The sequence below is a fragment of the Micromonospora sp. BS32 genome, assembly GCF_059089345.1.
Window position 1 is genome coordinate 368,372 of record NZ_JBSSHR010000004.1, and the last position, 22,571, is coordinate 390,942.

Consider the following 22,571-nt stretch of genomic DNA (forward strand, 5'->3'; position numbering starts at 1 on the left):
TTCGTTGACGTCATCAAGTTCGTAGCGAGCCGGGAGGAGGTTGCTCGGCCGCTCCTCCGCACGCAGCGTCACCGCTGGCACCGGTGGACGGTAGGGCCGGCGGCGGGCGGCATCACCGCCGGAGGGCCCGGGGCGGACGGCATCACCGCCGGAGGGCCGGCGGCGGGCAGCACCAAGTCGGAGGGCCGGCGGGCGGCGTCACAGCCGGGTGGGCGGGGGTGCGTCGGGCCACCGGGGCGGGGCTACCGTGGGAGCGTGGCGCTCACTCTGGCGATCTCGCCCTGCCCCAACGACACGTTCGTCTTCGACGCCCTGGTGCACGGCCGGGTGCCCGGCGCGCCGCCGGTCGAGGTGACCTACGCGGACGTCGACGTCACCAACACCGCCGCCGAGCGGGGCGCGTTCGACCTGGTCAAGGTGAGCTACGCGGCGCTGCCCTGGCTGCTCGACGACTACCACCTGCTGCCCTGCGGCGGGGCGCTCGGCCGCGGCTGCGGCCCGCTGGTGCTCACCCGCGGCGACCGGACCGACCTGACCGACCTGACCGGCGCCACCGTCGCGGTGCCCGGCGACCGGACCACCGCGTACCTGCTCTTCCGGCTCTGGTCGGCCGAGCGGCCGCCGGCCCGGATCGAGGTGGTGCCGTTCCACGAGATCATGCCCGCCGTCGCCGCCGGGACGTACGACGCCGGGCTGGTCATCCACGAGGCCCGGTTCACCTACCCCCGGCACGGGCTGACCGCGCTGGTCGACCTCGGCGAGTGGTGGGAGGCCGCCACCGGTCTCCCGATCCCGCTCGGCGCGATCCTGGCCCGCAAGGGCGCCGTCGACCCGGTCCAGGCCGCCGGCTGGATCCGCGAGTCCGTCCGGCAGGCGTGGGCGGACCCGGCGGCGAGCCGCGACTACGTGCTCGCGCACGCCCAGGAGATGGAGCCCGACGTGGTGGACCGGCACATCGCCCTCTACGTCAACGACTTCACCGCCGACCTCGGGGACGCGGGCTTCGCCGCGGTGGACGCGCTGCTCGGCCGGGCCGCCGACGCCGGGCTCGTACCTCGGGTCTCCAGCCCTCAGACCTCCAGCTCGCGCGCCACCGCGTGGACCAGCTGAGCGATCTTCTGCGCGGTCTTCCGATCCGGGAAGCGGCCCCGGCGCAGGTCGGGCTGGACCTTCGCCTCCAGCACCTTGATCATGTCCTCGACCAGGCCGTGCAGCTCCTCGGCCGGCCGCCGGCGCAGCTCCGCCATCGACGGCGGGGCGTCCAGCACCTTGACCCCCATCGCCTGGGCGCCGCGGCGGCTGTCCACCACGCTGAAGTCGACCCGCTGACCACCCTTGAGGTCGGTGACACCCGTCGGCAGCGCGCCCTTGGGCAGAAACACGTCGCCACCCTCGTCGCTGGTGACAAAGCCGTATCCCTTGGCCGCGTCATACCACTTCACTCGACCCGTCGGCACCTTTGGAACCCCTGCTTCACTTGAGACGTCTACTGCTCCAAGGCTAGCCCGGTGATCCGGTCCAGCGCCGCCGAGAATCCGGTGAGGTCGCCGAGCACCAGCTCCGCCCCGGCTGCCCGCAGCTCGTCGGTCGTGCACGGCCCGGTGGCCACCCCGAGGCCCGGGATCCCGGCCGCCTGCGCCGCCACCATGTCCGCCACGTGGTCGCCGACGTACAGGCCCGCGCCGTGCTCGCGCAGTGCGGTCGCCTTCTCCTCGGCGAACAGGTCGCCGACCAGCTCGTCGACGGCCAGCCCGAGATGGTCCAGGTGCAGCCGGGCCAGCCGGCCGAGCTTCGAGGTCACCACCATCACCCGGCCGCCCAGGGCGTGCACCGCGTCGACCGCCTCGCGCGCGCCGGGTAGCGGCACCGTCGGGGTGATCGCGTACGCCGGGTAGAGCTCCCGGAAGATCGTCACCGTCTCCTCGACCCGCTCCGGCGGGAACCAGTGCGCGATCTCGGTGCGCAGCGGCGGCCCCAACCGGGAGACCACCAGGTCGGCGTCCACCGGCACGCCGGTCAGGGCGGTCAACGCCCGGTAGCAGGCGGCGATACCGGGACGCGAGTCGACCAGGGTCATATCGAGGTCGAATCCGACCATCAGCGCGGGCATCCTGAGAACGTACCCGGCCAACCCCGGCCGAGCCGGACGTCCGAGGGGCGGGAACGCCCCGGACCGGGCTAGCGTGGAACGACGATGACCACCTCACTCGCCGACCACCTGCGCGCCCTGCCCGACGAGTCGCTCGCCGCCCTGCTGCAACTGCGGCCCGACCTCGTCGTGCCGGTGCCCGCCGACGTGTCCGCGCTCGCCCTCCGGGCCGAGTCGCGGGTGTCGGTGGCCCGCGCGCTGGACGGGCTGGACCAGTTCACCCTCCAGATCCTCGACGCCGCCCGGCTCACCCGGCACCCCGAGGAGGGCACCACCTCCACCGACGCGGTGCTCGCCACGGCCACCGCCGGGCCGCACCCGCCCGCCCCGACCACCATCCAGGCCGCGGTCGACAAGCTGCGCGCGCTCTTCCTGCTGTACGGCCCGGAGCACGCCCTGCGCGTCGTGGGCAGCGTGGACGAGCTCGCCCCGTACCCGGCGGGGCTGGGCCGGCCCGCGGCCGACCTGGACCCGCGGACGGCCGCGGTCTGCGCGGACCCGGCGAAGCTGCGCCGGGCGCTGCTCGCCGCTCCCCCCTCGGCCCGGGCGATCCTGGACCGGCTCGCGGCCGGCCCGCCGGTCGGCAGCATCCCCCCGGGCGCGCTGCGGGCCCCCGCGACCGGCGCGGAGGACGACCTCCCCCCGGACGCCACCAACGGTGGCGCGCCGACCGGTTCGCCGGTGCGCTGGCTGGTCGAGGCGCGGCTGCTGGTGCCGGTCTCCGCCAGCACGGTGGAGCTGCCCCGCGAGGTCGGGCTGCTGCTGCGTCGGGACACCGGCCCGCTCGGCCCGCTGCGCACCAGCCCACCGTCGGTGGCCGCCGCGCCGCGCGAGCCGAAGGCCGTCGACTCCGCCGGGGCCGGGCAGACCATGGAGCTGGTACGGCACACCGAGGCGCTGCTGGAGAGCCTGGCCGCCGAGCCGGCGCCGGTGCTGCGCTCGGGCGGCGTCGGGGTACGCGACCTGCGCCGGCTGGCCCGCACGCTCGGGCTGGACGAGTCGACCACCGCGCTGATCTTCGAGGTGGCGTACGCGGCGGGGCTGGTCGGCGAGCTGGACCTGCCCGGGGCCACCACCGCCCGGTACGGCGCCGACCAGCAGGTGCTCCCCACCGGCGGGTACGAGGTGTGGCGGGCGATGTCGCTGGCCCACCGCTGGGAGCAGCTCGCCCGGGCCTGGCTGACCATGAGCCGGCAGGTGGGCCTGGTCGGCCAGCGTGACGACCGGGACCGGCCGATCAGCGTGCTCTCCGCCGAGGCGGAACGGGCCGGCGCGCCGGCCGCCCGCCGGGCGGTGCTCGGGGTGCTGGCCGACCTGGAACCGGCCACCGCGCCGACCCCGGAGGAGGTGCTGGAGCTGCTCGACTGGCGGGCGCCGCGGCGCAGCCGGGGGCGGGAGACCGCGCACCGGGAGGTGCTGACCGAGGCGGCCCAGCTCGGCGTGACCGGGCTGGGGGCGCTCACCTCGTACGGGCGGCTGCTGCTGGCCGACGTCACCGACGCCGACGAGCGGGGCGCGGACGACCCGCTGGGGCTGCGCGCGGACACCGAGAGCGGCGACCCGTCCAGCGCGATGCGGGCGCTGGACTCGCTGCTCCCCGCCCCGGTGGACCACTTCCTGGTGCAGGCCGACCTGAGCGTGGTGGTGCCCGGCCCGCCCGACCCGACGCTCGCCGCCGAACTGGACGTGGTGGCCGAGCACGAGTCGGCCGGCGGCGCCAGCGTGCACCGGGTCAGCACGGGCAGCGTGCGGCGCGCCCTGGACGCCGGGTACACCGCCGACGACCTGCACGAGCTCTTCCGCCGTCGGTCCCGGACCCCGGTGCCGCAGGGGCTGACCTATCTGGTGGACGACGTGGCGCGCAAGCACGGCGGGCTGCGCGTCGGCTCCGCCGGCGGGTACGTGCGCAGCGACGACGAGGCGCTGCTCGCCGAGGTGCTAGCGGACCGGCGGCTGGAGCCGCTGGCGTTCCGCCGGCTGGCCCCGACGGTGCTCTCCACCCCGTACCAGGTGCAGCGGATGCTGCTGGCGCTCCGCGACGCCGGGTACGCCCCGGTGCCGGAGGACGCCAGCGGCGCGGCGGTGCTGGCCCGGCCGAAGACCCGGCGGGCCCCCGCCCGGGTGCCGGTGACCACCCGCGCGGTCGACCCGCTGGCCACGCCGAAGCTGCCGATGCCGCGGCTGCTCGGTGTGGTGGAGCAGATCCGGCGGGGCGAGGCGGCGGCGCGGGCCGCTCGGCGGGCCCCCGCGGTGGTCCGCGGTGGCGCGGCCCGGGCCGGGGCGGGTCCGGTGCCGGCGCACGGCCACGGGGAGGCCCTCGCCGTGCTCCAGCAGGCCGTCAGGGACAAGGCGCTGGTCTGGGTGGGCTACGTCGACGCGCACGGGGCGACGATGTCGAGGCTGGTCCGGCCGGTCTCGATCGGCGCGGGCTACCTGCGCGCCGAGGACGACCGGACGGAGATGCTGCACACCTTCGCCCTGCACCGGATCACCGCGGCGGTGCGGGAGGAATGAGGAGTCAGCGGCGGCTGCGGCGTACGGTGCCGACCACCGCCACGCTCAGCAGGAGCGCGGAGCCGGCACCGGCGGCCTCACCGACCGAGGCGACGAAGCCCTGTTTCTGCACCAGCCAGCCGAAGAGGAACCAGCCGACGACGGCGGCTCCGGCGACGGAGTAGCCGACCACCGTGGCCGTGGAGACCTCGTCGGGCGGGGTCACCCGCCCCCGGGGTAGCGCGTCGTCGGCGATCACTTCGCGGTCGACGGTCATGCCAGCCCTCCCGCCCCGTCCGGCTCTGCCTCCAGAGTGGCACCCGGCGGCCGGCCCGGACAGGGGCGAAAACCCTGATCCCCGGCGACTCAGGTGCCGGGGCGGCGCCCGACGAGCGTGACGGTGGCGCCCACCCGGCCCAGCTCCCACCAGCGCACCGCGTCGGTGGGCAGCAGGTTGACGCAGCCGTGCGACCCGATCGCGGAGTTGTGCAGGTACGTGGTGGTCTCGTGGAAGCCCATCCCGCCGTTGAACTGCTGCCAGTACGGCAGCCAGACGTCGTACGGGTCGGACCACTCCTTCAGGTCCCGGTTGAAGATCGTGTAGCTGCCGGCGGGGGTGGCGTAGCCCGCCATCCCGGTGCGGGTGACGGTCGGGCCGGCGACGAGCTTGCCGTTGCGCATCACCCAGGTCGTCTGCCGGGTCAGGTCGACGCAGAAGGTGGTGCCCGAGCCGGCGTGGCAGCGCTGCACGTCCGTGGTGGCCAGCCGCTTCGCCACCTCGTAGGTGAGCGGGCCGGCGCGGCCGGCGGCGGGGCGGATGTCGTACCGCTGCTGGAACTTCTTGATCGCGGCGCAGTCGGCGTCCGACTGCCTGCCGTCGACGGTGACCTTGCCGAAGCCGCCCAGCTCGGCGAGGTACGCCTCGACGTCGCGCTGGCGCTCGCCCTGCGGGCAGGTCGTGCGCGACGCGGACGGCGACGGCGTGGGCCGGTGCGTCGCGGTCGCGGAGGGGGAGGCGGTCGCCGATCTCGTCGGCGTGGCCGTCACCTGCGGCTTCGGTGCCCTGGTCGTGGGCCGGGCCGCCGGGGTGGGACTGGACAGGGCCCGCTGGTCGGGCCGGGGGGTACCGCTCGCCCCCGTTACCTTTCCCGCACTGCCGACCGGGGCGAGCCCTCCTCCAGTGCCACCCGGGTCGGCCTGCGGATCGAACGCGCACCCAACGGCGCCGACCAGCGTGACCACAGCCAGGGCGGCGATCCGGGTGGCGAAACTGATGGTGCGCATGGGGCCTCCCGGGTCGTCCGTCCTATTGATAGACGTTTCCGGTACCGGGGCGGTTGCGTCGGATGAGCAGTTTTCTTGCCGTCACCCGGGCGCGTGCAACACTGGATGGTCGGCCTGCGGCGGGTGTCGCACGAGGTGGCCGACGATCCGACCTTCGGGAGAGGACGCTGGCGTGAGTGGTGGACCACTGATCGTGCAGTCCGACAAGACCCTGCTGCTGGAGATCGACCACCCCGACGCGCAGGCCTGCCGGATGGCCATCGCCCCCTTCGCCGAGCTGGAACGCTCCCCGGAGCACGTGCACACCTACCGGCTCACCCCGCTGGGGCTGTGGAACGCCCGAGCCGCCGGCCACGACGCCGAGGCCGTGGTGGACGCCCTGCTCAAGTACTCCCGCTACCCCGTCCCGCACGCGCTGCTGGTCGACGTGGCCGAGACGATGGACCGGTACGGCCGGCTTCAGCTCGCCAACGACCCGGTGCACGGCCTGGTGCTGCGGGCGCTGGACCGGCTGGTCCTGATCGAGGTCGCCAAGAGCAAGAAGCTCGCCGGCATGCTCGGCAACAAGATCGACGACGACACCATCCAGGTGCACCCCTCCGAGCGGGGCCGGCTCAAGCAGGCGCTGCTCAAGCTCGGCTGGCCGGCCGAGGACCTGGCCGGGTACGTCGACGGCGAGGCGCACCACATCGAGCTGGCCGAGGCGGGCAAGGACGGCCGCAAGCCGTGGACGCTGCGGTCGTACCAGCGGGAGGCCGTGGAGGCGTTCTGGGCCGGCGGGTCGGGCGTGGTGGTGCTCCCCTGCGGCGCCGGCAAGACGCTGGTCGGCGCGGCGGCGATGGCCGAGGCGAAGGCGACCACGCTGATCCTGGTCACCAACACGGTCGCCGGCCGGCAGTGGAAGCGGGAGCTGATCGCCCGCACCTCGCTGACCGAGGAGGAGATCGGCGAGTACTCGGGCGAGCGCAAGGAGATCCGCCCGGTCACCATCGCCACGTACCAGGTGCTCACCTCGCGGCGCGGCGGCGCGTTCACCCACCTGGACCTGTTCGGCGCCCGCGACTGGGGCCTGGTCGTCTACGACGAGGTGCACCTGCTGCCCGCGCCGATCTTCCGGTTCACCGCGGACCTCCAGGCCCGCCGCCGGCTGGGGCTGACGGCGACATTGGTACGGGAGGACGGTCGGGAGGGCGACGTGTTCAGCCTGATCGGCCCCAAGCGGTACGACGCGCCGTGGAAGGACATCGAGTCGCAGGGCTGGATCGCCCCGGCCGAGTGCACCGAGGTACGGGTGACGCTGACCGACGCCGAGCGGATGTCCTACGCGACGGCGGAGGCCGAGGAGCGCTACCGGATGGCGGCGACCGCCCGGACGAAGCTGCCGGTGATCAAGGCGCTGGTCGACCGGCACCCGGACGACCAGGTGCTGGTGATCGGGGCCTACATCGACCAACTGCACCAGCTCGGCGAGTACCTCGACGCGCCGATCGTGCAGGGCTCGACCACCAACAAGGAGCGGGAGCGGCTCTTCGACGCGTTCCGCTCGGGCGAGCTGCGCACCCTGGTCCTCTCCAAGGTCGGCAACTTCTCCATCGACCTGCCCGAGGCGGCGGTGGCGATCCAGGTGTCGGGCACCTTCGGGTCGCGGCAGGAGGAGGCGCAGCGGCTGGGCCGGGTGCTACGGCCGAAGGCCGACAAGCGGCAGGCGCACTTCTACACGGTGGTGTCCCGGGACACGATCGACACCGAGTACGCGGCGCACCGGCAGCGGTTCCTCGCGGAGCAGGGGTACGCGTACACCATCATCGATGCCGACGACGTGCTCGGGCCGAAGCTGCCGACGGTCGACTGAGCGCGCGGCCCCACCGGGCTGCGGGCGGTGTCGCGAGGAGCGGGCGTCTGTTTCGCACGCTACGAACTTGATGACGCCAACGAATCAGCCGGCCCGCCCCGCCCCCACCGCCTTTGATCACCGCTTAGCATCACCTCGTGGTGCCAGCTAGCACGAACTCGTCCGGTGGGCTGCCGCCTCAACGTGCTTCGCTGGTAGTCAGGATCGCAAGTGCGTTCTTGATCCTTCAGGCGTCGTTGCTGATATTTGCGGCGATCTCCGCCGCATATGCCCGAAAAGGCATCGACGCGGCCGTGACCGATGCAGCGGGTCGCTCCAGCGTTCCGACCGACAGCGGGTCGGTCGCACTCAAGGCGTCCTACTTCCATTTCGAGGTGCGGCTCACCCTGTGGTACGCGCTTCTCTTCGCGCCCGCACTGCTCGCCGTCGCTTTCTGGGTTCGGACTGGTCAAAAGAGCTCGCGAATGGTCACCGTCGCCACGACCCTGCTCAGCGTGCTTTGCTGCTGTGGCGCTGGATGGTGGCTATGGCTGGCCGACGAGCCAACAGCGCTTGACGAGGAACTGCCGTTAGCATTCGGTCGAATACATCCAGCATGGACCGAACTGGGCGGGATCGGGCTGGCGGCATCCTTCGTGCCCGCACTTATTGCGGCCGCACTGGTCTACAGCGAGCGTCCCGCTGCCCGCACTTCCCCAGGATCCAACCAGTGACCTGAGCACCAGGATGCGACGGCGGGATGTACCGGGCGTAGACCGTCGCCAGCTTCGACACAGGCCCCGGCGCCGAAGCTGCCGACGGTCGACTGACGTGCGGCCCGGCGCGGGCGGGCCGCGCGGCCAAGGCGGTCGGTCGGGCTCCGGTGCGATGTCGCGGGGAGCGGAGGTCTGTTTCGCTCGCTACCAACTTGATGTCGTCAACGAATCAGCCGGCCACTCGTCCCCGCTCAGCGGCTCAGGATGGTCTCCCGCTCCATGTGCGACAGCTTCTCGGGATTGCGCACGGCGTAGAGGCCGGTGATGAGGCCGTCGTCGATGCGCACGGCCAGGACGGTGTCGAGCTCGCCGTCGAGTCGGACGATCAACGCCGGGTAGCCGTTGACCTGCGCCGCCCGCCACGACGTGCTGTCCGCGATCTTGCCCCAGCCGCCGGCCAGCAGGCGGGCGACCTTGTCGGATCCCACGATGGGCCGCGGGACGGCCTGCTTGACTCCGCCACCGTCGCCGAGAAGGACGACCTCCGGCGCGAGGATGTCGAGCAGGCTCTGCAGGTCGCCGGTTTCGACCGCCCGTTGGAACGCGTCGAGCGCGTACCGGGTTTCGGTCGCTGAGACGACCTGGCGTGGCCGGCGCGCCGCGACGTGCGCCCGGGCCCGGTGGGCGATCTGACGGACCGCGGCCGGGCTCTTGTCGACGGCTTCGGCGATCTCGTCGTACCCGATGTCGAACACCTCGCGCAGCACGAACACCGCGCGTTCGGTCGGCGTGAGCGTCTCCAGCACCAGCAGCATCGCCATCGAGACGCTGTCGGCCAACGCGACGTCCTCGGCCACGTCGGGCGCGGTGAGCAGCGGCTCGGGCAGCCAGGAGCCGACGTAGGACTCCTTGCGGCGGCCGAGCGTACGCAGCCGGGTGAGCGCCTGGCGGGTGGTGATCCGGACCAGGTAGGCGCGCTGATCCCGCACCGTGCCGAGGTCGACGCCCGCCCACCGCAACCAGGTCTCCTGCAGGACGTCCTCCGCGTCGACGGCCGAGCCGAGCATCTCGTACGCGACGGTGAAGAGCAGGTTGCGATGGGCGAGGAACGTCTCGGTGGCGGGATCCGGGCGGTTGTCCGGTGCGGTCTGCGGCGTGCCCACCATCGGTGACTCCTGTTCGCTCTCGACTGCGTCACCCACCAGATGCCGGACCCGGCCGTTCTGTGACACCTCCGGAGAGTGGTAGTCGTCACCCGGCCGCGCCGTCACAGGGCTCTGCTCGCCGGCATCTCGTGTTCGTCCACCGAACACCACGAGTGAAGGACGGAACCATGGACGCCCGATTCAACATGTTCGACAACGAGATCGCCATGAAGTTCTTCAAGCGGTTCGCCAACGCCGGCATGGTGATCCAGCAGTCGCCGCTGCCGAAGGCCACGCAGGAGCTGGTGTCGCTGCGGGCCAGCCAGATCAACGGCTGCGGTTGGTGCATCGACATGCACACCAAGGAGGCTGAGGCCTCCGGCGAAACCCCGGCTCGGCTGCATCTCGTCGCCGCCTGGCGCGAGTCCACCGTCTTCACCGAGGCCGAGCAGGCCGCGCTGGCGCTCGCCGAAGAGGGCACCCGGCTTGCCGACGCCCACCAGGGCGTGTCCGACGAGACCTGGGCCCAGGTCCGCAAGCACTACGACGACGACCAGATCGCCGCGCTGATCTCCCTGGTCGCCCTGATCAACGCCGCCAACCGGCTCGCGGTGATCGTGCACCAGCGGGGCGGCTCCTACCAGCCCGGCATGTTCGCCGCCGCGTTCGACTGACGCGCAGACGAATCCGGCCCGGCCCGGGGTCATCCGATCCTGGGCCGGGCGATTGCCTTGATGACCTTCAACCAACCCCCTCTTCACCGCGGGCCTCCAGGCCCGCCGCTGGCTGGGGCTGACGGCGACATTGGTACGGGAGGACGGCCGGGAAGGCGACGTTTTCAGCGCGGACGACGTGCTGCGGCGAAGCTGCCCACGGTCGACTGACCCGTGGTGATCAGGCGGCGAGCTTCCGCAGGACGTACTGGTTGAGGCTCATGCCATCCTCGGCGGCGTGGATGGCGAGCTCGCGGTGCAGGCTCTCTCCGACGCGGAGGTTGAACTTGCCGGAGTAGCTACGCTCAGCGAACGGCAGCGGCACCGGCTCGCCCTGCTCCTCCATGTCCGCGATCACCTCACGCAGTAGATCCTGGAGCCCTTGAAGGGCTTCGATCTGCGACGACGCGAGCCACGACAGCGATGGGAACTCGGCGCAGGTGGCGACGAACTCGCGATCCTCGGCGGACCAGGTGACGCGGTAGGTGTAGTGGGTGATCTCGGAACGGGCGTCGGGCTGCATCACATGGCCTCCTTCTTGTCGATCGCCTTGAGTACCTGCCGCACCTGATATGGCTTGGCCTTGCCTTTGTCGTTCTGGATGTTGACGCGGGGGTCGCCCGCCCAGGGCATCTTGAACACTGCGTGTGAGGTGCCGGCCTGCCGGGGCTTCCCGAAGTAGTGCTCGCACACGCCGTAGAGATCGTTGTAGGCGATGTTCTGCTGGTTCTTTCGCATCGTTTCAACGAGCTTGGCTATGGACGGCACAGTTGGATGGTACTGCGAGCGGTACCATAGGCACAAGATTTTGCCGGCCCGCTCATGCAGGGCCCCCACCAACAAGGGAACGGCTCTTCGACGCGTTCCGCTCGGGTGAGATCCGACCCTGGTGTTCTCGAAGGTCCAACACAATTAGTCAGCCGCTGATCAAGCCCCGGTCACGTACACGCCCTTGCCTTGATGGCCTTCGACCAAGCCCTCCGCTTGCAAGATCAGCAGAGCGGACCGAACGGGCTCGGCCGAGACGCTGTAATGCGCAGACATCTCACGCAGTGAAGGCAGCTTCGCGCCGGGGCCGTACTCGCCCGACGCGATCTTGTCGCGGATGTCCTGGGCAATGCGCTGGCGGTCTGAGATTCGGGGCATGGCAACTCCTGGTAGGCCCCAAGATCCTCCCACGCCAACACTCCGTCGGCCAAGACTTCGCCTGCTTAGCATGATTGGTTCTTGCACTTAGTATGCTTTGCATTGTAGGTTGACTTCCGGACACCCGAGATCGGATCGCCTGGTAGGCAGCCGGCCCTCCCGGTTGGGCATCCACCACCGCTGGCACGGCTGGCTCCCCCGTCAGCCGTGTCAGCACCTCAACAACCAGTTCAGGAACCGAAAAGCGGCTCTGCTGCCGTACCGCCGATCGAGGCTGCGGTGGCAGGGCGGGGCGGTCTCCGCCGACCGGGACCGGCGGAGGCCGCCCCCTCCACCTCGACGCGATCCGACGAAGGGCGGTCACCACGTGCGCAACCTGATCCGCCGGCTGGCGAGCCGACGCGAGGAGAGACAACCGATGGCAGAAGCCAGGCACCCGCTGCGCCCCTGGCAGATCCGTGACCGGTGCTTCAACGTCCGCCGGCGCGGCCTCGACCCCGTCGAGATCCGCGCCTTCCTGCACCGGGTGGCCGACGAACTCACCGTCGCGCAGACCGCCCTGGTCGCGGTGCAGGAGGAGAACGTACGGATCAAGAACGCGCTGCGCGCCTGGCAGACTGCCCAGTCGGCGCAGAGCTACCGATGAGCGACCGTTGGGTGATCCACCTGCCGCTCACCGCACCCGACCTGCTTCGCGCCCGGATCTTCGCCCGGACCGCCGCGCGGGTGCTGGCCCGGCTCAGCGCCCGCGTCGAGCCGGGCGGGGTCACCGTCTCGGCCGAGGACCAGCAGGGCGTACGCCATTGGGTCTTCTGCGATCGGCCGCTGCCCGACGGCGGCGGGCGGTGTGCGCTGCCGGTGGACCACACCTCACGCTGCGCGCGGCGCACGCCGTGGCTCAGCCGCCGCTGAAGGCGATCGGGTGCCCGACCTCGACGGCACCGGTCATGTCCGTCAGCGGCCGACGCTGGTGAATGACTGCTGCCCCATCGGGTACGCGGGCTGCGACACGCGAATGACCAGGCCGGGAGCAGAGAGGCATGCGATGAAGGACCGAATTCTCAAGGGCTTGAAGAACAAGGCGAACACCATCATGGTGCGCCGAAGGCGCAGGGATTCCCTGATCACCAAGCCGAGCCGCTCCCGAAGGCCCGGCAGGCTCTTTCAGTGAGGGCGGCAGCCCCAACCGTGAAGGGGCCGACGAGCCGCTCGCGCGGCCCGTCGACCCCTTCACGTGCCGAGCTGATTAGCCGACGCCGCCGGCGCGGAAGGCCAGCCAGGCGTCGCTCATCCGGTCCGCCTGACCGGCGGTGAACATGTCCATGCAGGAGTCCTGCGAGTAGTCCATGAAGTTGTGGATCGGGTCCAGCCCGGGTGCGGTGCAGGTGTCCGCGCCCACCGGGCAGTTGAACTGCGGGTGCGCTTCGCGCGGGGTGTCCTCGACGTAGTCGCCGGAGGCGGCGCAGCCGTGCGCGAAGGTGTGCTCCAGCATCAGCCAGTGCCCGACCTCGTGCGTCAGCGTGTCACCCAGGGCGTACTTGCCCGCGGTGCCGCCCGGCATCGACTCGTCGAGCATCACCACGCCGTCGATGTAGTCCCGGCCGTTGTTGTAACCCTTCGGGAAGTACGCCCAGCCGAGGAGCCCGCCGCCGATGTCGGCCGCGTACACGTTCAGGGTGCGGGAGTCGCCGGTGTACAGCGCCTGCTTCATGTCCCGCTCGTTCTTGCCCGGCACGACCGTGTACCAGTCGCTGTTCACCGTCCAGGTCGTGTCGACCAGGTTGAACCGGAACGGGGTGTCGGCGGCGTCCGCCGCCGTGCTGCCCCCGAACGAGTCGTTGAGCACCGTCATCTGGTTGGCGATCAGGGTGTTCCACCTGGTCGTCTCAGCGGCGGTGAGGGTGTGGTCGGAGACCATGTGGAAGACCGTCGGAATGGTGACGCTGCCGTTGGCCAGGCGCGGCGAATCCTTGATCACGCCGTAGGCGTTCGCCTCGTTCTTCGAGTACAGCTCCGGCTCCTGGGCGGTAGCGCCCTCGGCCACCCGGGCCGCGCTCTGCGCCTCAGCTCCGGGCGCACAGGCCGCGGCACCCGGGGAGGCGGTCGCGGGCGCCGCTGAGGCGACCGCCCCGGAAGCCCCGCCGGCACCCAGGAAGGTGGCGGCGGTGGCGGTCAGGACCGCCAGTTGGAAAGCCGATCTTCTTCTGCGCATCGTTGCCCTTTCACATACGGGGGATGAGCCACGTCAGCGGCAGGGACGAAGGGTCACCGGGATACGGGACCGACATCGTCGTTCCGACATAACAACACGTCAACGGCGTTAACAACAGACCACGAGCGGAAACGATTGCCGGACCACAAGGACCGCCGCCGATCCGCCCGCCGACACTCCCGTGGCGGCCGGAAGGACAAGGGTGCCCTGCTCGGCCGCGGCAGCCTACGGTCGATGAATGATCCTCTCCGACTTCGCCGGGTCCTGGGCCGGCACCAACGGCTTCCGGCTCATGCCCGAGCACCCGCTCGCCGAGTTGCCCGCCACGATGACCGTGACGATGGCGGCCGGCGATCACCTGACCTCGGTTGCCTACTCCTGGGGGCACCCCGACGACGGACCCCAGGACGGCCTGCTCGTCATCGGCTCTGCCGGCGAGGACGGCTCGCTCGTGGCCGTATGGGGCGACTCCTGGCATCAGAAGCCGGTGCCGATGTCCTTGCCCGGACGATCAGGATCGGTCGGAACCTTCGAGTTCGAGGGCGACTACGGCGGCGGTTGGGGCTGGCGGATCGGGTTCGATGCCACCGACACCGCGACCCTGCGGATGCGGATGGACAACGTGATCCCCGCCGACCAGGCCACGGCCGGAATGCCCGCCGGGCCGTATCCGGTGATGGTCATGAACGTACGCCGCGCGTGACCGTAGCCGACACGGTCGACGACGAGCCGGGGCTCAGAGCACGTGGCTGACCCGCTCGGCGGCGAGACGGTCGGTGTCCAGGTTGGCGTGGATGACCACGGACGCGCCGACGGAGAGCGGGGCGAGCAGCCACTTCAGCGGCTGCTCGTGCTCGGCGGCGTCGACCAGGAGGGTGTCGCCGGCCCGCAGGCCGAGCTGGGCTGCGATCTCGTGCGCCAGCGCGCCCCACGCGCCGTAGCTGGTGCCGTCCGGGCTGGCCGGGTCGGAGGCGTGGACGGCGTGGTGGTCGGGTGAGGTGGCCGGGTGTCGGAGCACCTCGGCGGACCAGTCGAGCCAGCCCACCGGCACGTCGGTCAGCGACCCCGGCGCGGTGCCGACGAGGTAGCGGTGCGTCCCGTCGGGCACGTCCTCCAGCCAGTCGTCGAGCCGCTCCGGGGTCACGAAGACCGCGTCGTATGGCAGGTCGCCGCCGGGTTCGAGAACCGGCAGCCCGGCGGTGGCCCGGGGTCGGAACGACACCGCCAGCCCGACCGACCAGGCCCCGAGCAGCACCGCCGCGGTACGCCAGTGCGGCGGCAGCAGCACCGCGACCCGGCTGCCCGGGCCCAGCCCGCAGCCGTCGCGCAGCAGCCCCGCGCTGCGCGCCGCCCAGTCACCGAGCTGGTGCGCGAACAGCGCGGTCCGCTCGCCGGTCGCGCCGTCGAGATAGGTCAGCAACGGCCGCTGAGCCTCGTGGAGCCGGTCGACGCCGCCGAGGACGGGCAGGGCGGTGGACACGTCCATCTGGCGCTCCTCACTCCGGATCGCCCCACCCTAACGCCCGCCCCGGCCCCACCCGAGCAGGCCGCCACCCGGTCCCCTCCATGATCGTTTGTGACTCAGCCACTCGACACGCCGACGGAACAACGGCCCAGCCGCAAACGATCAAGGGAGGCCGCCGAGGCTGCGGGGTGAGCGGTGATCACACGGGTAGTTCGGGGCCGCCCTCGAGCAGGGGGGCGAGCAGGTCGCCCTGCTTCGCGACCCGCTTGAGCACCTCGTCGGCGGTGTACGGCTTCGCCGAGGGCCGCTTCCCGGCCGCGCCGGCCTCGACCTCGTCCCAGGTCAGCGGCGTCGATACCGACGGCACCGACTGGGCCCGCAGCGAGTACGGCGCGACCGTGGTCTTGGCCGCGTTGTTCTGGCTCCAGTCGATGAAGACCTTGCCGGGCCGCAGGTTCTTGGCCATCTTCGACACGATCAGCTTGGGATGCGCCTTCTCCAACTCCTGGGCGATCCGCCTGGCGTAATCAGAAACAAGATCGGAGGACTGGGTGGCGCTGATCGGGCAGCAGAGCTGCATGCCCTTCTTGCCCGACGTCTTCGGATAGGAGTCCACCCCGTCGAGGGCCAGCCGGTCGCGCATCAGCAGGGCCACCTGGCAGCACTGTCGCAGCGCCGCCGGGGCGCCCGGGTCCAGGTCGACGACCATCATGTCGGGGTGTTCGCCGACCCGCCACTGCGGCGTGTGCAGCTCCAGGGCGGCGAGGTTGGCCAGCCAGACCAGGGTCGGCAGGTCGTCGGCGACCACGTAGTCGATGGTCTCCCGGCCCTTGCTCGACCCGGGCGCCGGCAGCGTCTCGGTGCGTACCCATTCGGGGGTGGCGGCCGGGGCGTTCTTCTCGAAGAAGGAGCCGCCGGTGACGCCGTTGGGGAAGCGGATCCGGGTGAGCGGCCGGTCGGCCAGGTGCGGCAGGAGCACGGGGGCGATCCGGGTGTAGTAGTCGATCACCTCGCCCTTGGTGAACCCGGCCTCGGGGAAGAGCACCTTGTCCAGGTTGGACAGCTCGAGCGGCCGACCCTCGACGTCCACCTTGAGCCGTTCAGCCGGCATCGTCGACCTCCTCCGGTGGCTTGTCGGGGCGCAGGCGCAGGATGCGGGGGAACCGCAGCCGCCCGTCCGGGGTGCGCTGGCCGTACTTCACCTCCACCACGACCTGGGGTGTTACCCAGATCGCGCCGCGGGCATCCTCGCGCGGCACGTCGCCGGAGAAAGGCGAGGTCCCCGACCTGAGCGGCTCCAACTCGCGCAGCAGCTCCCGCTCGATGGCCGCGCCGATCCCGCCGCCGACCCGACCCCGGTAGATCAGCCGCCCGTCCGGCCCGGGCACCCCGACCAGCAGGCCGCCGATCTTCCGGGCGCCCGGTCGCCACCCGCCGACCACGAAGTCGCCGGTGACCTCCAGCTTGACCTTCACCCAGTCCGGCGAGCGCACGCCGGCCCGGTAGGCCGCGTCGACCCGCTTGGCCATCACCCCTTCGAGCCCGTGCTCGCCGGCCGCCTCGTAGGTGGCGGGGCCGTCCGTGAAGGTCGGTGGGACGGCCCAGCGCGCGGCCCCCAGCCCGAGCGCCTCCAGCGCCGCCCGCCGCTCGTGCCAGGGACGGCCGGTCAGGTCCTCGCCGCGCAGCCGCAACAGGTCGAAGATCATGTACGTGACCGGGACGGTCGCCGCCAGCCGGGCCGCCTTCGCCCGGTCCCGCACGTGCATCCGTTCGGCGAGCGCGGTGAACGAGGGCTGCCCGGTCTGGTTCAGCAGTACCACCTCGCCGTCGAGCAGGGCGTCGTCGACCTGCTCGGCCAGCGGGATCAGTTCCGGGTACGCGGCGGTGATCTCCACGCCGGAGCGGGCGTACAGGTGTTGCCGGGTGGCGGTGGGGGTGATGTCGGCGAGCGCGCGGACCCCGTCCCACTTGAACTCGTACGCCCAGCCGGCACCCACCGGGAGTTGCCCGGTCATCGCGAGCATCGGCTTCAGCGGCGCGCCGGGCACCTTCTGACTGTAGTTGGGCGGCGAAGAGCGTGCGTGCCGTTCGATCCTTTGCGATCCTGGGCAGAACCGGGGAGAGGAGCGCGGCATGCGGGCGATCTGGAAGGGAGCGGTGTCCTTCGGGCTGGTGTCGATCGGGGTGAAGCTCTACTCGGCCACCGAGGAGAAGGACATCCGCTTCCATCAGGTCCACCGGTCCGACGGTGGTCGGATCCGCTACAAGCGCACCTGCCAGGTCTGCGGCGAGGAGGTCACCTACGACGACATCGCCAAGGGGTACGACATCGGCGGCGGCGAGATGGTCATCCTGACCGACGAGGACTTCGCCGACCTGCCGCTGACCAGCTCACGCGCGATCGACGTGCTGGAGTTCGTCCCGGCCGAGCAGGTCGACCCGATCCTCTACAACAAGGCGTACTTCCTGGAGCCGGAGGGGACGGCGACCAAGCCGTACGTGCTGCTGCGCGACGCGCTCGCCGACTCGGAGCGGGTGGCGATCGTCAAGGTGGCGCTGCGCCAGCGCGAACAACTCGCCACCCTGCGGGTCCGCGAGGGCGTGCTGCTGCTCAACACGATGCTCTGGCCGGACGAGGTGCGTACCCCCGACTTCGGCTTCCTGGACGAGGACCTGAAGGTCCGCCCGCCGGAGTTGGCGATGGCCAGCTCGCTGATCGACTCGATGGCCGGCGAGTTCGCGCCGGACGCCTTCACCGACGACTACCGGGCCGCGTTGCAGGAGGTCATCGACGCGAAGGTCGAGGGGCGCGAGGTGGTCCAGCCGGAGGAGGTGGAGGCCGCGCCGGCCGCCGCGGTGGACCTGATGGCCGCGCTGAAGGCCTCCGTCGAGCGGGCCCGGACGGCCCGGGGCGAGCAACCGTCCGGCGGGGCGGGCGAGCCGACCCCGATCTCGGCGGCCCGGTCGGCGCAGAAGGCGGCGAAGGCACCGGCCAAGAAGGCCGCCGCCAAGAAGGCGGAGCCAGCGAAGAAGGCCGCCGCGAAGAAGGCGGAACCGGCGAAGAAGGCCGCCGCGAAGAAGACGGCGGAGAAGAAGGCCGCCAAGGCGCCCGCGAAGAAGGCGGCGGAGAAGAAGGCCGCGCCCCGCAAGACCGCCTGAGTACGGCAGGGCCCCGGTCGTCGCCGCCGGGGGCCCCGCCGCCCGCTCAGCCCCGGCCGAGCTTCTGGGTCGGGGTGATCCGGACGATCACCCGCTCCTCGCCCGGCTGCCGGAACGGGTAGGTGTCCTGCCCGAGGTACTTCTTCGCCATCCGGTCGATGTGCGCGTCGGCGCCCTCGGTGACGAACTCGGCGGTGCCCTTGATCCAGAGGGTGCGGAAGTCGTCCGCCTTGTCCACCACGGAGACCGCGACCACCGGGTTCCGCTCCATGTTGTTGTACTTCTGCCGCCCCTTGGCGGTGTTGAACACGATGTGCTCGCCGTCGGTGTCCACCCAGACCGGGGTGACGTGCGGGGTGCCGTCGGGCTCGATGGTCGCGACGTGGGCGAGCTGGGGCTCGGAGAGCAGGGCCAGGTCTTCGTCGGTGAGGATCGCCATGGTGTGGAACCTACCGCCGGGACCGGCCGCGCACCCGCCCGAACCGGGAGGAACGGGCCTCGTCGCGGCAGCGCGGGACAGAGTGACCGGGCGACCGGTCCGGGGCGGCCATCGACCCGGGTACCGTGTGCGCTGGCCACGGCACCGGGTCGCCGGGCCGGTCACCCACACCAGCAGGGGAGTTCAGGACGTGAGCGAGCGTACGGAGAACCGGTCGCCGGGCCAGGGCCCGGAGACGAAGGCGCAGCGCCGGCTGGCCGCGCAGCTGGCCGCCCAGAAGGCCGCCGAGGCGAAGAAGCGGCGGCAGGCGTGGCTGGGCGCGCTCGCCGGCGTGGCGGTCATCGCGGTGATTGTGGGCGTCTTCGTGGCCACTCGCGGCAACGACGACGCCCCCAAGCCGGCCGCGTCGTCCGCCGGCTGCCCGGGCGGCTTCCCCACCCTGCCCCAGGGCGCCGACCGGGCGCTCTGCACCAAGCCGCAGGCGGGCAAGGGCGAGGGCACGCTGAGCGGCCTGAAGGCGGTCCCGCTGATCCGGGGCAACGGCCCGGCCGCCCAGCCCGGCCAGCAGATCACGGTGAACTACGTGGGCGTGTCGTACAAGTCCGGCGAGGAGTTCGACGCCTCCTGGAAGCGCTCGGAGCCGTTCTCGTTCGTGCTCGGCCAGGGCAACGTCATCCCGGGCTGGGATCAGGGCATGGAGGGGCAGACCGTCGGCAGCCGGGTGCAGCTCGACATTCCGGCCGACCTGGCGTACGGCGACAAGCCGCAGCGCCCGGGCGCGCCGTCCGGCCCGCTGCGCTTCGTCGTCGACGTGCTCGCCGTGCAGTAGCCCACAGGGGTCTTCCCGGCGATCACCTACTGCCAGTAGGTTCGGGGTCACCGTGGGCGGTCGGTCCGTGCCACGGTGACCCTTTCCTGTGCGGAGGTGCACGTGCCGGCACTGGACGACCCCGGGCGGACCGCCCGGTTGATGTGGACGCTCTTCGAGCCCCTGCACGCCGTCACCTACTTCCACCCCCGGGCCCGGACGGCCTACGAGGCGGTCGGGCTGCGCGGCTACTGGCGGGGCTACTTCGCCGGCCGGGCCGCCCCGCTCGGCCCGACCTCCGCCCCGCCGGTGATCGCCGCGTTCTTCAGCTTCGCGCCCCGGATGGTGGCCCGGGCGCTGCCCTCGGTCTGGCGGCTGGCCACCCCGGAGGAGGCGCTGCGCGCCCGGCTCACCGGCGCGGTGCAGGCGCTCGCCGAGTTCACCTACGAGCTGCCCGAGTCGCACCTCGTCGAGGCCGCCGAGCTGCTCGAGGAGGCCGCCGGCCGGGTGGAGACCGCCGGCCGGGTGCTCGGCGCGGTCAACGCCGCCCTGCCGGCGGGTGAATACCCGCTGGCCCGGCTCTGGCAGGCCGCCACCACGCTGCGCGAGCACCGGGGCGACGGGCACGTCGCCGCGCTGGTCACCACCGGGCTGGACCCGGTCGAGGTGCTGGCCTGGCGCTGCCGGGTCGACCAGTCCCGGGAGTTCCACCAGCTCGCCCGGGGCTGGACCGACGAGGAGTGGACGGCCGCCGAGGAGCGGCTGGTGGCGCGCGGCTGGCTGACCGCCGACCACGCCCCGACCGAGCACGGCACCGGCACGTTCCGCGCGGTCGAGGAGGCCACCGACCGGGCCGCCGCCGGCCCGTGGGAGGCGCTCGGCGCCGAGCGCACCGAGCGGCTGCGCGAGTTGCTCGAACCGATCGCCCGCCGGTGCCGCACGATCATTCCCCGGCAGAGCCCGATCGGCCTGCCGGCGACCCAACGGAGTTGAGCCACCGGCGACCACGGCAGGATGGGGCCATGGCGGTGGACGCGGTGATCTTCGACCTGGACGGCGTGATCGTGGACTCGGAGCCGGTCTGGGAGGAGGTCCGGCGGGCGTACGTGGCCGCGCACGGCGGCACCTGGCAGCCGGACACCCAACGTCGGCTGATGGGGATGAGCACCGGCGAGTGGGCCGGATACCTCAGCGGGGAGCTGGGCGTCGACCGGAGCGCCGGCCAGGTCGCCACCGAGGTGGTGGAGGAGATGACCCGGCGGTACGCGGAACGTGTACCGCTGATCGACGACGCCGACGCGGTGGTGCGCCGAATGGCCGCGCGGTGGCCGCTGGGGCTGGCCAGCTCGTCGCCGACCCGGCTGATCGCGGCGGCGCTGGCCGCCACCGGCCTCGCCGACGTGTTCGGCGCGACCCTGTCCACCGAGGAGACCGCGCGGGGCAAGCCCGCGCCGGACGTCTGGCTCGCCGTGGCGGAACGGCTCGGCGTCGACCCGACCCGCTGCGTCGCGATCGAGGACTCCTCCAACGGGGTACGCTCCGCGGCCGCCGCCGGCATGCGGGTGGTGGCGGTGCCGCACGGGTCGTATCCGCTGGACCCGGACGCGTCGGCGCTCGCCGCCGTGCTGCTCCCCTCGGTGCACGCCCTCACCCCGGACGTGGTGGACCGGCTCGGCTGAACCGCACCGGCTCCCAGGCTCGGAGGTCAGATCCGCCGGCTCCGGCTGGAGCGGGGCAGGAAGCGCCGCCCCGCCGGGGGCGGCGGCGCCGGTTCCGGCTCCTCGGCCCCGGGCGGGCCGGCGCCGTCCGTCGTGGGCGGCGTCGGAGCCACCATCGGTACGTCCCACATGACACCCCTCCTGCCACCGACTACCTGGTTGTACGGTTTCCGGGGCGGCCCGGATCGGAATGATCAGGATCGGCCCGGGTAGGGCAGCCCGGCACGGGCCCGCCGGGCGTCCGAGGCGAGGAGACGGCGATGAAGGCGATCGTGTACGAGCGCACCGGCGACCCGTCGGTGCTGGAGCTGGTGGACCGGCCGGTGCCGGAACCGGGCCGGGGTGAGGTGCTGGTCCGGCTGGCCGTCTCGGGGGTGAACCCGACCGACTGGAAGGGGCGCCGGTCGTGGCCGCTGCCGGCCGGCTGGCAGACCCCCGGGCAGGACGGCGCCGGGGTCGTCGAGGCGGTCGGCGAGGGGGTCGACCAGCGGCTGATCGGCGAGCGGGTCTGGGTCTGGGAGGCCTCCTGGCAGCGGCCCTGGGGCACCGCGGCCGAGTACACCGTGGTGCCGGTCCGGCAGGCGGTGTCCCTCGGCGCCGCCTCCTTCGACCTGGGTGCCTGCCTGGGCATCCCGTTCCTGACCGCGCACCGCTGCCTGACCGCGGGCGAGTACATGCCGGACTCGCTGCATGCCGGGGCGCTCAGCGACCACACGGTGCTGGTGCAGGGCGGGGCGGGCGCGGTGGGGAACGCGGCGATCCAGTTGGCCCGGTGGGCCGACGCCTGCATCATCGCCACGGTGAGCAGCGCGGAGAAGGCGCAGCTCGCGGCGGCCGCCGGCGCCTCCTTCGTGATCAATTACCGGGATCAGGACGTGGTCGAGGAGCTCCGCAAGATCGCCCCGGACGGGGTGCACACGGTCGTGGAGGTCGCGGTGGCCCGCAATGCCGCCATCGACGCGCAGGTGCTGCGACCGGGCGGGGCGGTCTGCGCGTACGCCGACGACGGCGGGGAGGCGGCGTCGATCCCGATCCGGCCGTCCATGGTGACGAACGCCCGCTGGCAGTTCGTGCTGGTCTACACCGAGCCGAAGGCCGCGAAGGCGCAGGCGGTCGTCGACGTGGCCGCCGCGGTCGCCCAGGGCGGGGTGCGGGTGGGCCAGGACGCGGGGCTGCCGCTGCACCACTACCTGCTGAAGGACACGGCCGTGGCGCACCAGGCGGTGGAGGACTCGGTGGTCGGGAAGGTGCTGATCAGCACCGCCGAGGAGTAGACCGTGAAGCTATTTCGCG

At 72.2% G+C, this 22,571-nt stretch carries 28 protein-coding genes; 14 read left to right on the forward strand and 14 right to left on the reverse strand.

Features of this window, described 5'->3' with window-relative positions:
- Positions 1-255 precede the first annotated feature (255 nt).
- Positions 256-1,110 (forward strand): 1,4-dihydroxy-6-naphtoate synthase, encoded by an 855-nt coding sequence (locus AC5RWQ_RS09445; RefSeq protein ID WP_494282337.1) that lies wholly within the window; start codon positions 256-258, stop codon positions 1,108-1,110.
- Here AC5RWQ_RS09445 and AC5RWQ_RS09450 read toward each other — a convergent pair.
- Both AC5RWQ_RS09450 and AC5RWQ_RS09455 read right to left on the reverse strand, forming a co-directional pair.
- A complete protein-coding gene (locus tag AC5RWQ_RS09450; RefSeq protein WP_494282338.1) occupies positions 1,071-1,457 on the reverse strand; it encodes a cold-shock protein in 387 nt (128 codons plus the stop codon). The genes AC5RWQ_RS09445 and AC5RWQ_RS09450 overlap by 40 nt on opposite strands.
- A 29-nt stretch (positions 1,458-1,486) precedes the next feature.
- Entirely contained in the window at positions 1,487-2,110 is a 624-nt protein-coding gene (locus AC5RWQ_RS09455; protein WP_494282339.1) for an HAD family hydrolase, read from the reverse strand.
- 84 nt (positions 2,111-2,194) lie between these two features.
- Between AC5RWQ_RS09455 and AC5RWQ_RS09460 the strand changes: the two genes are divergently transcribed.
- On the forward strand, positions 2,195-4,663 hold the full coding sequence (locus AC5RWQ_RS09460) for a helicase-associated domain-containing protein (protein ID WP_494282340.1): 2,469 nt from the start codon (positions 2,195-2,197) through the stop codon (positions 4,661-4,663).
- Positions 4,664-4,667: 4 nt separating this feature from the next.
- On the opposite strand, the gene AC5RWQ_RS09465 is transcribed toward AC5RWQ_RS09460, so the two are convergent.
- On the reverse strand, positions 4,668-4,919 hold the full coding sequence (locus AC5RWQ_RS09465) for a hypothetical protein (RefSeq protein WP_334489524.1): 252 nt from the start codon (positions 4,917-4,919) through the stop codon (positions 4,668-4,670).
- An 89-nt stretch (positions 4,920-5,008) separates the two neighbouring features.
- Complete coding sequence (locus tag AC5RWQ_RS09470; RefSeq protein ID WP_494282341.1) at positions 5,009-5,926, reverse strand: L,D-transpeptidase family protein; 918 nt, start codon at positions 5,924-5,926, stop codon at positions 5,009-5,011.
- Positions 5,927-6,098: 172 nt separating this feature from the next.
- Between AC5RWQ_RS09470 and AC5RWQ_RS09475 the strand changes: the two genes are divergently transcribed.
- Both AC5RWQ_RS09475 and AC5RWQ_RS09480 read left to right on the forward strand, forming a co-directional pair.
- The gene (locus tag AC5RWQ_RS09475; protein ID WP_494282342.1) at positions 6,099-7,778 is read left to right on the forward strand and encodes a DNA repair helicase XPB; all 1,680 of its coding nucleotides are present in this window, start codon (positions 6,099-6,101) and stop codon (positions 7,776-7,778) included.
- 218 nt (positions 7,779-7,996) lie between these two features.
- Positions 7,997-8,491 carry a hypothetical protein gene (locus AC5RWQ_RS09480; protein ID WP_494282343.1) on the forward strand — a complete coding sequence of 165 codons (495 nt, stop codon included), beginning with the start codon at positions 7,997-7,999 and terminating at the stop codon, positions 8,489-8,491.
- A 233-nt stretch (positions 8,492-8,724) separates the two neighbouring features.
- Here AC5RWQ_RS09480 and AC5RWQ_RS09485 read toward each other — a convergent pair whose 3' ends face one another.
- Positions 8,725-9,639 (reverse strand): RNA polymerase sigma-70 factor, encoded by a 915-nt coding sequence (locus tag AC5RWQ_RS09485; protein WP_494282344.1) that lies wholly within the window; start codon positions 9,637-9,639, stop codon positions 8,725-8,727.
- Between the two features lie 167 nt (positions 9,640-9,806).
- Between AC5RWQ_RS09485 and AC5RWQ_RS09490 the strand changes: the two genes are divergently transcribed.
- Complete coding sequence (locus AC5RWQ_RS09490; protein ID WP_494282345.1) at positions 9,807-10,292, forward strand: carboxymuconolactone decarboxylase family protein; 486 nt, start codon at positions 9,807-9,809, stop codon at positions 10,290-10,292.
- A 220-nt stretch (positions 10,293-10,512) separates the two neighbouring features.
- Here the strand turns inward: AC5RWQ_RS09490 and AC5RWQ_RS09495 are convergent, their stop codons facing one another.
- The 3 genes from AC5RWQ_RS09495 to AC5RWQ_RS09505 all read right to left on the reverse strand — a co-directional run bounded on the left by AC5RWQ_RS09495 (position 10,513) and on the right by AC5RWQ_RS09505 (position 11,477).
- A complete protein-coding gene (locus AC5RWQ_RS09495) occupies positions 10,513-10,854 on the reverse strand; it encodes a type II toxin-antitoxin system HicB family antitoxin (protein WP_494282346.1) in 342 nt (113 codons plus the stop codon).
- The gene (locus tag AC5RWQ_RS09500) at positions 10,854-11,099 is read right to left on the reverse strand and encodes a toxin HicA (protein WP_494282347.1); all 246 of its coding nucleotides are present in this window, start codon (positions 11,097-11,099) and stop codon (positions 10,854-10,856) included. The genes AC5RWQ_RS09495 and AC5RWQ_RS09500 overlap by 1 nt, the downstream gene beginning before the upstream one ends.
- A gap of 159 nt (positions 11,100-11,258) precedes the next feature.
- Positions 11,259-11,477, reverse strand: a complete 219-nt coding sequence (locus tag AC5RWQ_RS09505) for a winged helix-turn-helix domain-containing protein (protein WP_494282348.1) — start codon at positions 11,475-11,477, stop codon at positions 11,259-11,261.
- Positions 11,478-11,895: 418 nt separating this feature from the next.
- On the opposite strand from AC5RWQ_RS09505, the gene AC5RWQ_RS09510 reads away from it, so the two are divergent.
- From AC5RWQ_RS09510 to AC5RWQ_RS09520, 3 genes are read left to right on the forward strand one after another with little or no spacing between them, the layout of a single operon-like run.
- Positions 11,896-12,123 (forward strand): DivIVA domain-containing protein, encoded by a 228-nt coding sequence (locus AC5RWQ_RS09510; protein ID WP_494282349.1) that lies wholly within the window; start codon positions 11,896-11,898, stop codon positions 12,121-12,123.
- Positions 12,120-12,389 (forward strand): hypothetical protein, encoded by a 270-nt coding sequence (locus AC5RWQ_RS09515; protein WP_494282350.1) that lies wholly within the window; start codon positions 12,120-12,122, stop codon positions 12,387-12,389. The genes AC5RWQ_RS09510 and AC5RWQ_RS09515 overlap by 4 nt, the downstream gene beginning before the upstream one ends.
- 10 nt (positions 12,390-12,399) lie before the next feature.
- Positions 12,400-12,648 carry a hypothetical protein gene (locus AC5RWQ_RS09520; protein ID WP_494282351.1) on the forward strand — a complete coding sequence of 83 codons (249 nt, stop codon included), beginning with the start codon at positions 12,400-12,402 and terminating at the stop codon, positions 12,646-12,648.
- A 75-nt stretch (positions 12,649-12,723) separates the two neighbouring features.
- Here AC5RWQ_RS09520 and AC5RWQ_RS09525 read toward each other — a convergent pair whose 3' ends face one another.
- Positions 12,724-13,689 carry a zinc metalloprotease gene (locus AC5RWQ_RS09525; RefSeq protein ID WP_494282352.1) on the reverse strand — a complete coding sequence of 322 codons (966 nt, stop codon included), beginning with the start codon at positions 13,687-13,689 and terminating at the stop codon, positions 12,724-12,726.
- Between the two features lie 238 nt (positions 13,690-13,927).
- On the opposite strand from AC5RWQ_RS09525, the gene AC5RWQ_RS09530 reads away from it, so the two are divergent.
- Positions 13,928-14,392, forward strand: coding sequence for a hypothetical protein (locus AC5RWQ_RS09530; protein WP_494282353.1), 465 nt, complete (start codon positions 13,928-13,930; stop codon positions 14,390-14,392).
- A gap of 33 nt (positions 14,393-14,425) precedes the next feature.
- Here AC5RWQ_RS09530 and AC5RWQ_RS09535 read toward each other — a convergent pair whose 3' ends face one another.
- From AC5RWQ_RS09535 to ligD (AC5RWQ_RS09545), 3 genes are all read right to left on the reverse strand, one after another.
- Positions 14,426-15,175 carry a TIGR03089 family protein gene (locus AC5RWQ_RS09535; RefSeq protein WP_494282354.1) on the reverse strand — a complete coding sequence of 250 codons (750 nt, stop codon included), beginning with the start codon at positions 15,173-15,175 and terminating at the stop codon, positions 14,426-14,428.
- Between the two features lie 178 nt (positions 15,176-15,353).
- Positions 15,354-16,265 (reverse strand): non-homologous end-joining DNA ligase, encoded by a 912-nt coding sequence (gene ligD, locus AC5RWQ_RS09540; RefSeq protein WP_494282355.1) that lies wholly within the window; start codon positions 16,263-16,265, stop codon positions 15,354-15,356.
- Positions 16,255-17,202 carry a non-homologous end-joining DNA ligase gene (gene ligD / locus AC5RWQ_RS09545; protein WP_494282356.1) on the reverse strand — a complete coding sequence of 316 codons (948 nt, stop codon included), beginning with the start codon at positions 17,200-17,202 and terminating at the stop codon, positions 16,255-16,257. The genes ligD (AC5RWQ_RS09540) and ligD (AC5RWQ_RS09545) overlap by 11 nt, the downstream gene beginning before the upstream one ends.
- Before the next feature lie 85 nt (positions 17,203-17,287).
- Here ligD (AC5RWQ_RS09545) and ku point away from each other — a divergent pair, with 85 nt between their 5' ends.
- Positions 17,288-18,313 (forward strand): non-homologous end joining protein Ku, encoded by a 1,026-nt coding sequence (gene ku / locus AC5RWQ_RS09550; RefSeq protein WP_494282357.1) that lies wholly within the window; start codon positions 17,288-17,290, stop codon positions 18,311-18,313.
- 46 nt (positions 18,314-18,359) lie between these two features.
- Here ku and AC5RWQ_RS09555 read toward each other — a convergent pair whose 3' ends face one another.
- Positions 18,360-18,752, reverse strand: coding sequence for a PPOX class F420-dependent oxidoreductase (locus AC5RWQ_RS09555; protein WP_334489491.1), 393 nt, complete (start codon positions 18,750-18,752; stop codon positions 18,360-18,362).
- Positions 18,753-18,942: 190 nt separating this feature from the next.
- Between AC5RWQ_RS09555 and AC5RWQ_RS09560 the strand changes: the two genes are divergently transcribed.
- From AC5RWQ_RS09560 to AC5RWQ_RS09570, 3 genes are all read left to right on the forward strand, one after another.
- The gene (locus tag AC5RWQ_RS09560; RefSeq protein WP_494282358.1) at positions 18,943-19,581 is read left to right on the forward strand and encodes an FKBP-type peptidyl-prolyl cis-trans isomerase; all 639 of its coding nucleotides are present in this window, start codon (positions 18,943-18,945) and stop codon (positions 19,579-19,581) included.
- A 141-nt stretch (positions 19,582-19,722) separates the two neighbouring features.
- Positions 19,723-20,553 (forward strand): SCO6745 family protein, encoded by an 831-nt coding sequence (locus AC5RWQ_RS09565; protein WP_494282388.1) that lies wholly within the window; start codon positions 19,723-19,725, stop codon positions 20,551-20,553.
- Between the two features lie 29 nt (positions 20,554-20,582).
- Complete coding sequence (locus AC5RWQ_RS09570) at positions 20,583-21,239, forward strand: HAD family hydrolase (RefSeq protein ID WP_494282359.1); 657 nt, start codon at positions 20,583-20,585, stop codon at positions 21,237-21,239.
- Between the two features lie 26 nt (positions 21,240-21,265).
- Here the strand turns inward: AC5RWQ_RS09570 and AC5RWQ_RS09575 are convergent, their stop codons facing one another.
- Positions 21,266-21,409, reverse strand: a complete 144-nt coding sequence (locus tag AC5RWQ_RS09575) for a hypothetical protein (protein WP_494282360.1) — start codon at positions 21,407-21,409, stop codon at positions 21,266-21,268.
- A gap of 129 nt (positions 21,410-21,538) precedes the next feature.
- Between AC5RWQ_RS09575 and AC5RWQ_RS09580 the strand changes: the two genes are divergently transcribed.
- Entirely contained in the window at positions 21,539-22,552 is a 1,014-nt protein-coding gene (locus AC5RWQ_RS09580) for an NADPH:quinone reductase (RefSeq protein ID WP_494282361.1), read from the forward strand.
- Positions 22,553-22,571: the final 19 nt, after the last annotated feature.

What these genes read in the sequence shown, in the direction of transcription:
- AC5RWQ_RS09570 (WP_494282359.1), top strand. Translation starts at nt 20,583, where the DNA reads ATGGCGGTGGACGCGGTGATCTTCGACCTGGACGGCGTGATCGTGGAC.
- AC5RWQ_RS09525 (WP_494282352.1), bottom strand. Translation starts at nt 13,689, where the DNA reads ATGCGCAGAAGAAGATCGGCTTTCCAACTGGCGGTCCTGACCGCCACC.
- AC5RWQ_RS09460 (WP_494282340.1), top strand. Translation starts at nt 2,195, where the DNA reads ATGACCACCTCACTCGCCGACCACCTGCGCGCCCTGCCCGACGAGTCG.
- AC5RWQ_RS09470 (WP_494282341.1), bottom strand. Translation starts at nt 5,926, where the DNA reads ATGCGCACCATCAGTTTCGCCACCCGGATCGCCGCCCTGGCTGTGGTC.
- AC5RWQ_RS09485 (WP_494282344.1), bottom strand. Translation starts at nt 9,639, where the DNA reads ATGGTGGGCACGCCGCAGACCGCACCGGACAACCGCCCGGATCCCGCC.
- AC5RWQ_RS09565 (WP_494282388.1), top strand. Translation starts at nt 19,723, where the DNA reads ATGTGGACGCTCTTCGAGCCCCTGCACGCCGTCACCTACTTCCACCCC.
- AC5RWQ_RS09510 (WP_494282349.1), top strand. Translation starts at nt 11,896, where the DNA reads ATGGCAGAAGCCAGGCACCCGCTGCGCCCCTGGCAGATCCGTGACCGG.
- AC5RWQ_RS09555 (WP_334489491.1), bottom strand. Translation starts at nt 18,752, where the DNA reads ATGGCGATCCTCACCGACGAAGACCTGGCCCTGCTCTCCGAGCCCCAG.
- AC5RWQ_RS09495 (WP_494282346.1), bottom strand. Translation starts at nt 10,854, where the DNA reads ATGCAGCCCGACGCCCGTTCCGAGATCACCCACTACACCTACCGCGTC.
- AC5RWQ_RS09490 (WP_494282345.1), top strand. Translation starts at nt 9,807, where the DNA reads ATGGACGCCCGATTCAACATGTTCGACAACGAGATCGCCATGAAGTTC.
- AC5RWQ_RS09505 (WP_494282348.1), bottom strand. Translation starts at nt 11,477, where the DNA reads ATGCCCCGAATCTCAGACCGCCAGCGCATTGCCCAGGACATCCGCGAC.
- AC5RWQ_RS09455 (WP_494282339.1), bottom strand. Translation starts at nt 2,110, where the DNA reads ATGCCCGCGCTGATGGTCGGATTCGACCTCGATATGACCCTGGTCGAC.
- AC5RWQ_RS09575 (WP_494282360.1), bottom strand. Translation starts at nt 21,409, where the DNA reads ATGTGGGACGTACCGATGGTGGCTCCGACGCCGCCCACGACGGACGGC.
- ligD (WP_494282355.1), bottom strand. Translation starts at nt 16,265, where the DNA reads ATGCCGGCTGAACGGCTCAAGGTGGACGTCGAGGGTCGGCCGCTCGAG.
- AC5RWQ_RS09515 (WP_494282350.1), top strand. Translation starts at nt 12,120, where the DNA reads ATGAGCGACCGTTGGGTGATCCACCTGCCGCTCACCGCACCCGACCTG.
- AC5RWQ_RS09465 (WP_334489524.1), bottom strand. Translation starts at nt 4,919, where the DNA reads ATGACCGTCGACCGCGAAGTGATCGCCGACGACGCGCTACCCCGGGGG.
- ku (WP_494282357.1), top strand. Translation starts at nt 17,288, where the DNA reads ATGCGGGCGATCTGGAAGGGAGCGGTGTCCTTCGGGCTGGTGTCGATC.
- AC5RWQ_RS09580 (WP_494282361.1), top strand. Translation starts at nt 21,539, where the DNA reads ATGAAGGCGATCGTGTACGAGCGCACCGGCGACCCGTCGGTGCTGGAG.
- AC5RWQ_RS09530 (WP_494282353.1), top strand. Translation starts at nt 13,928, where the DNA reads ATGATCCTCTCCGACTTCGCCGGGTCCTGGGCCGGCACCAACGGCTTC.
- AC5RWQ_RS09535 (WP_494282354.1), bottom strand. Translation starts at nt 15,175, where the DNA reads ATGGACGTGTCCACCGCCCTGCCCGTCCTCGGCGGCGTCGACCGGCTC.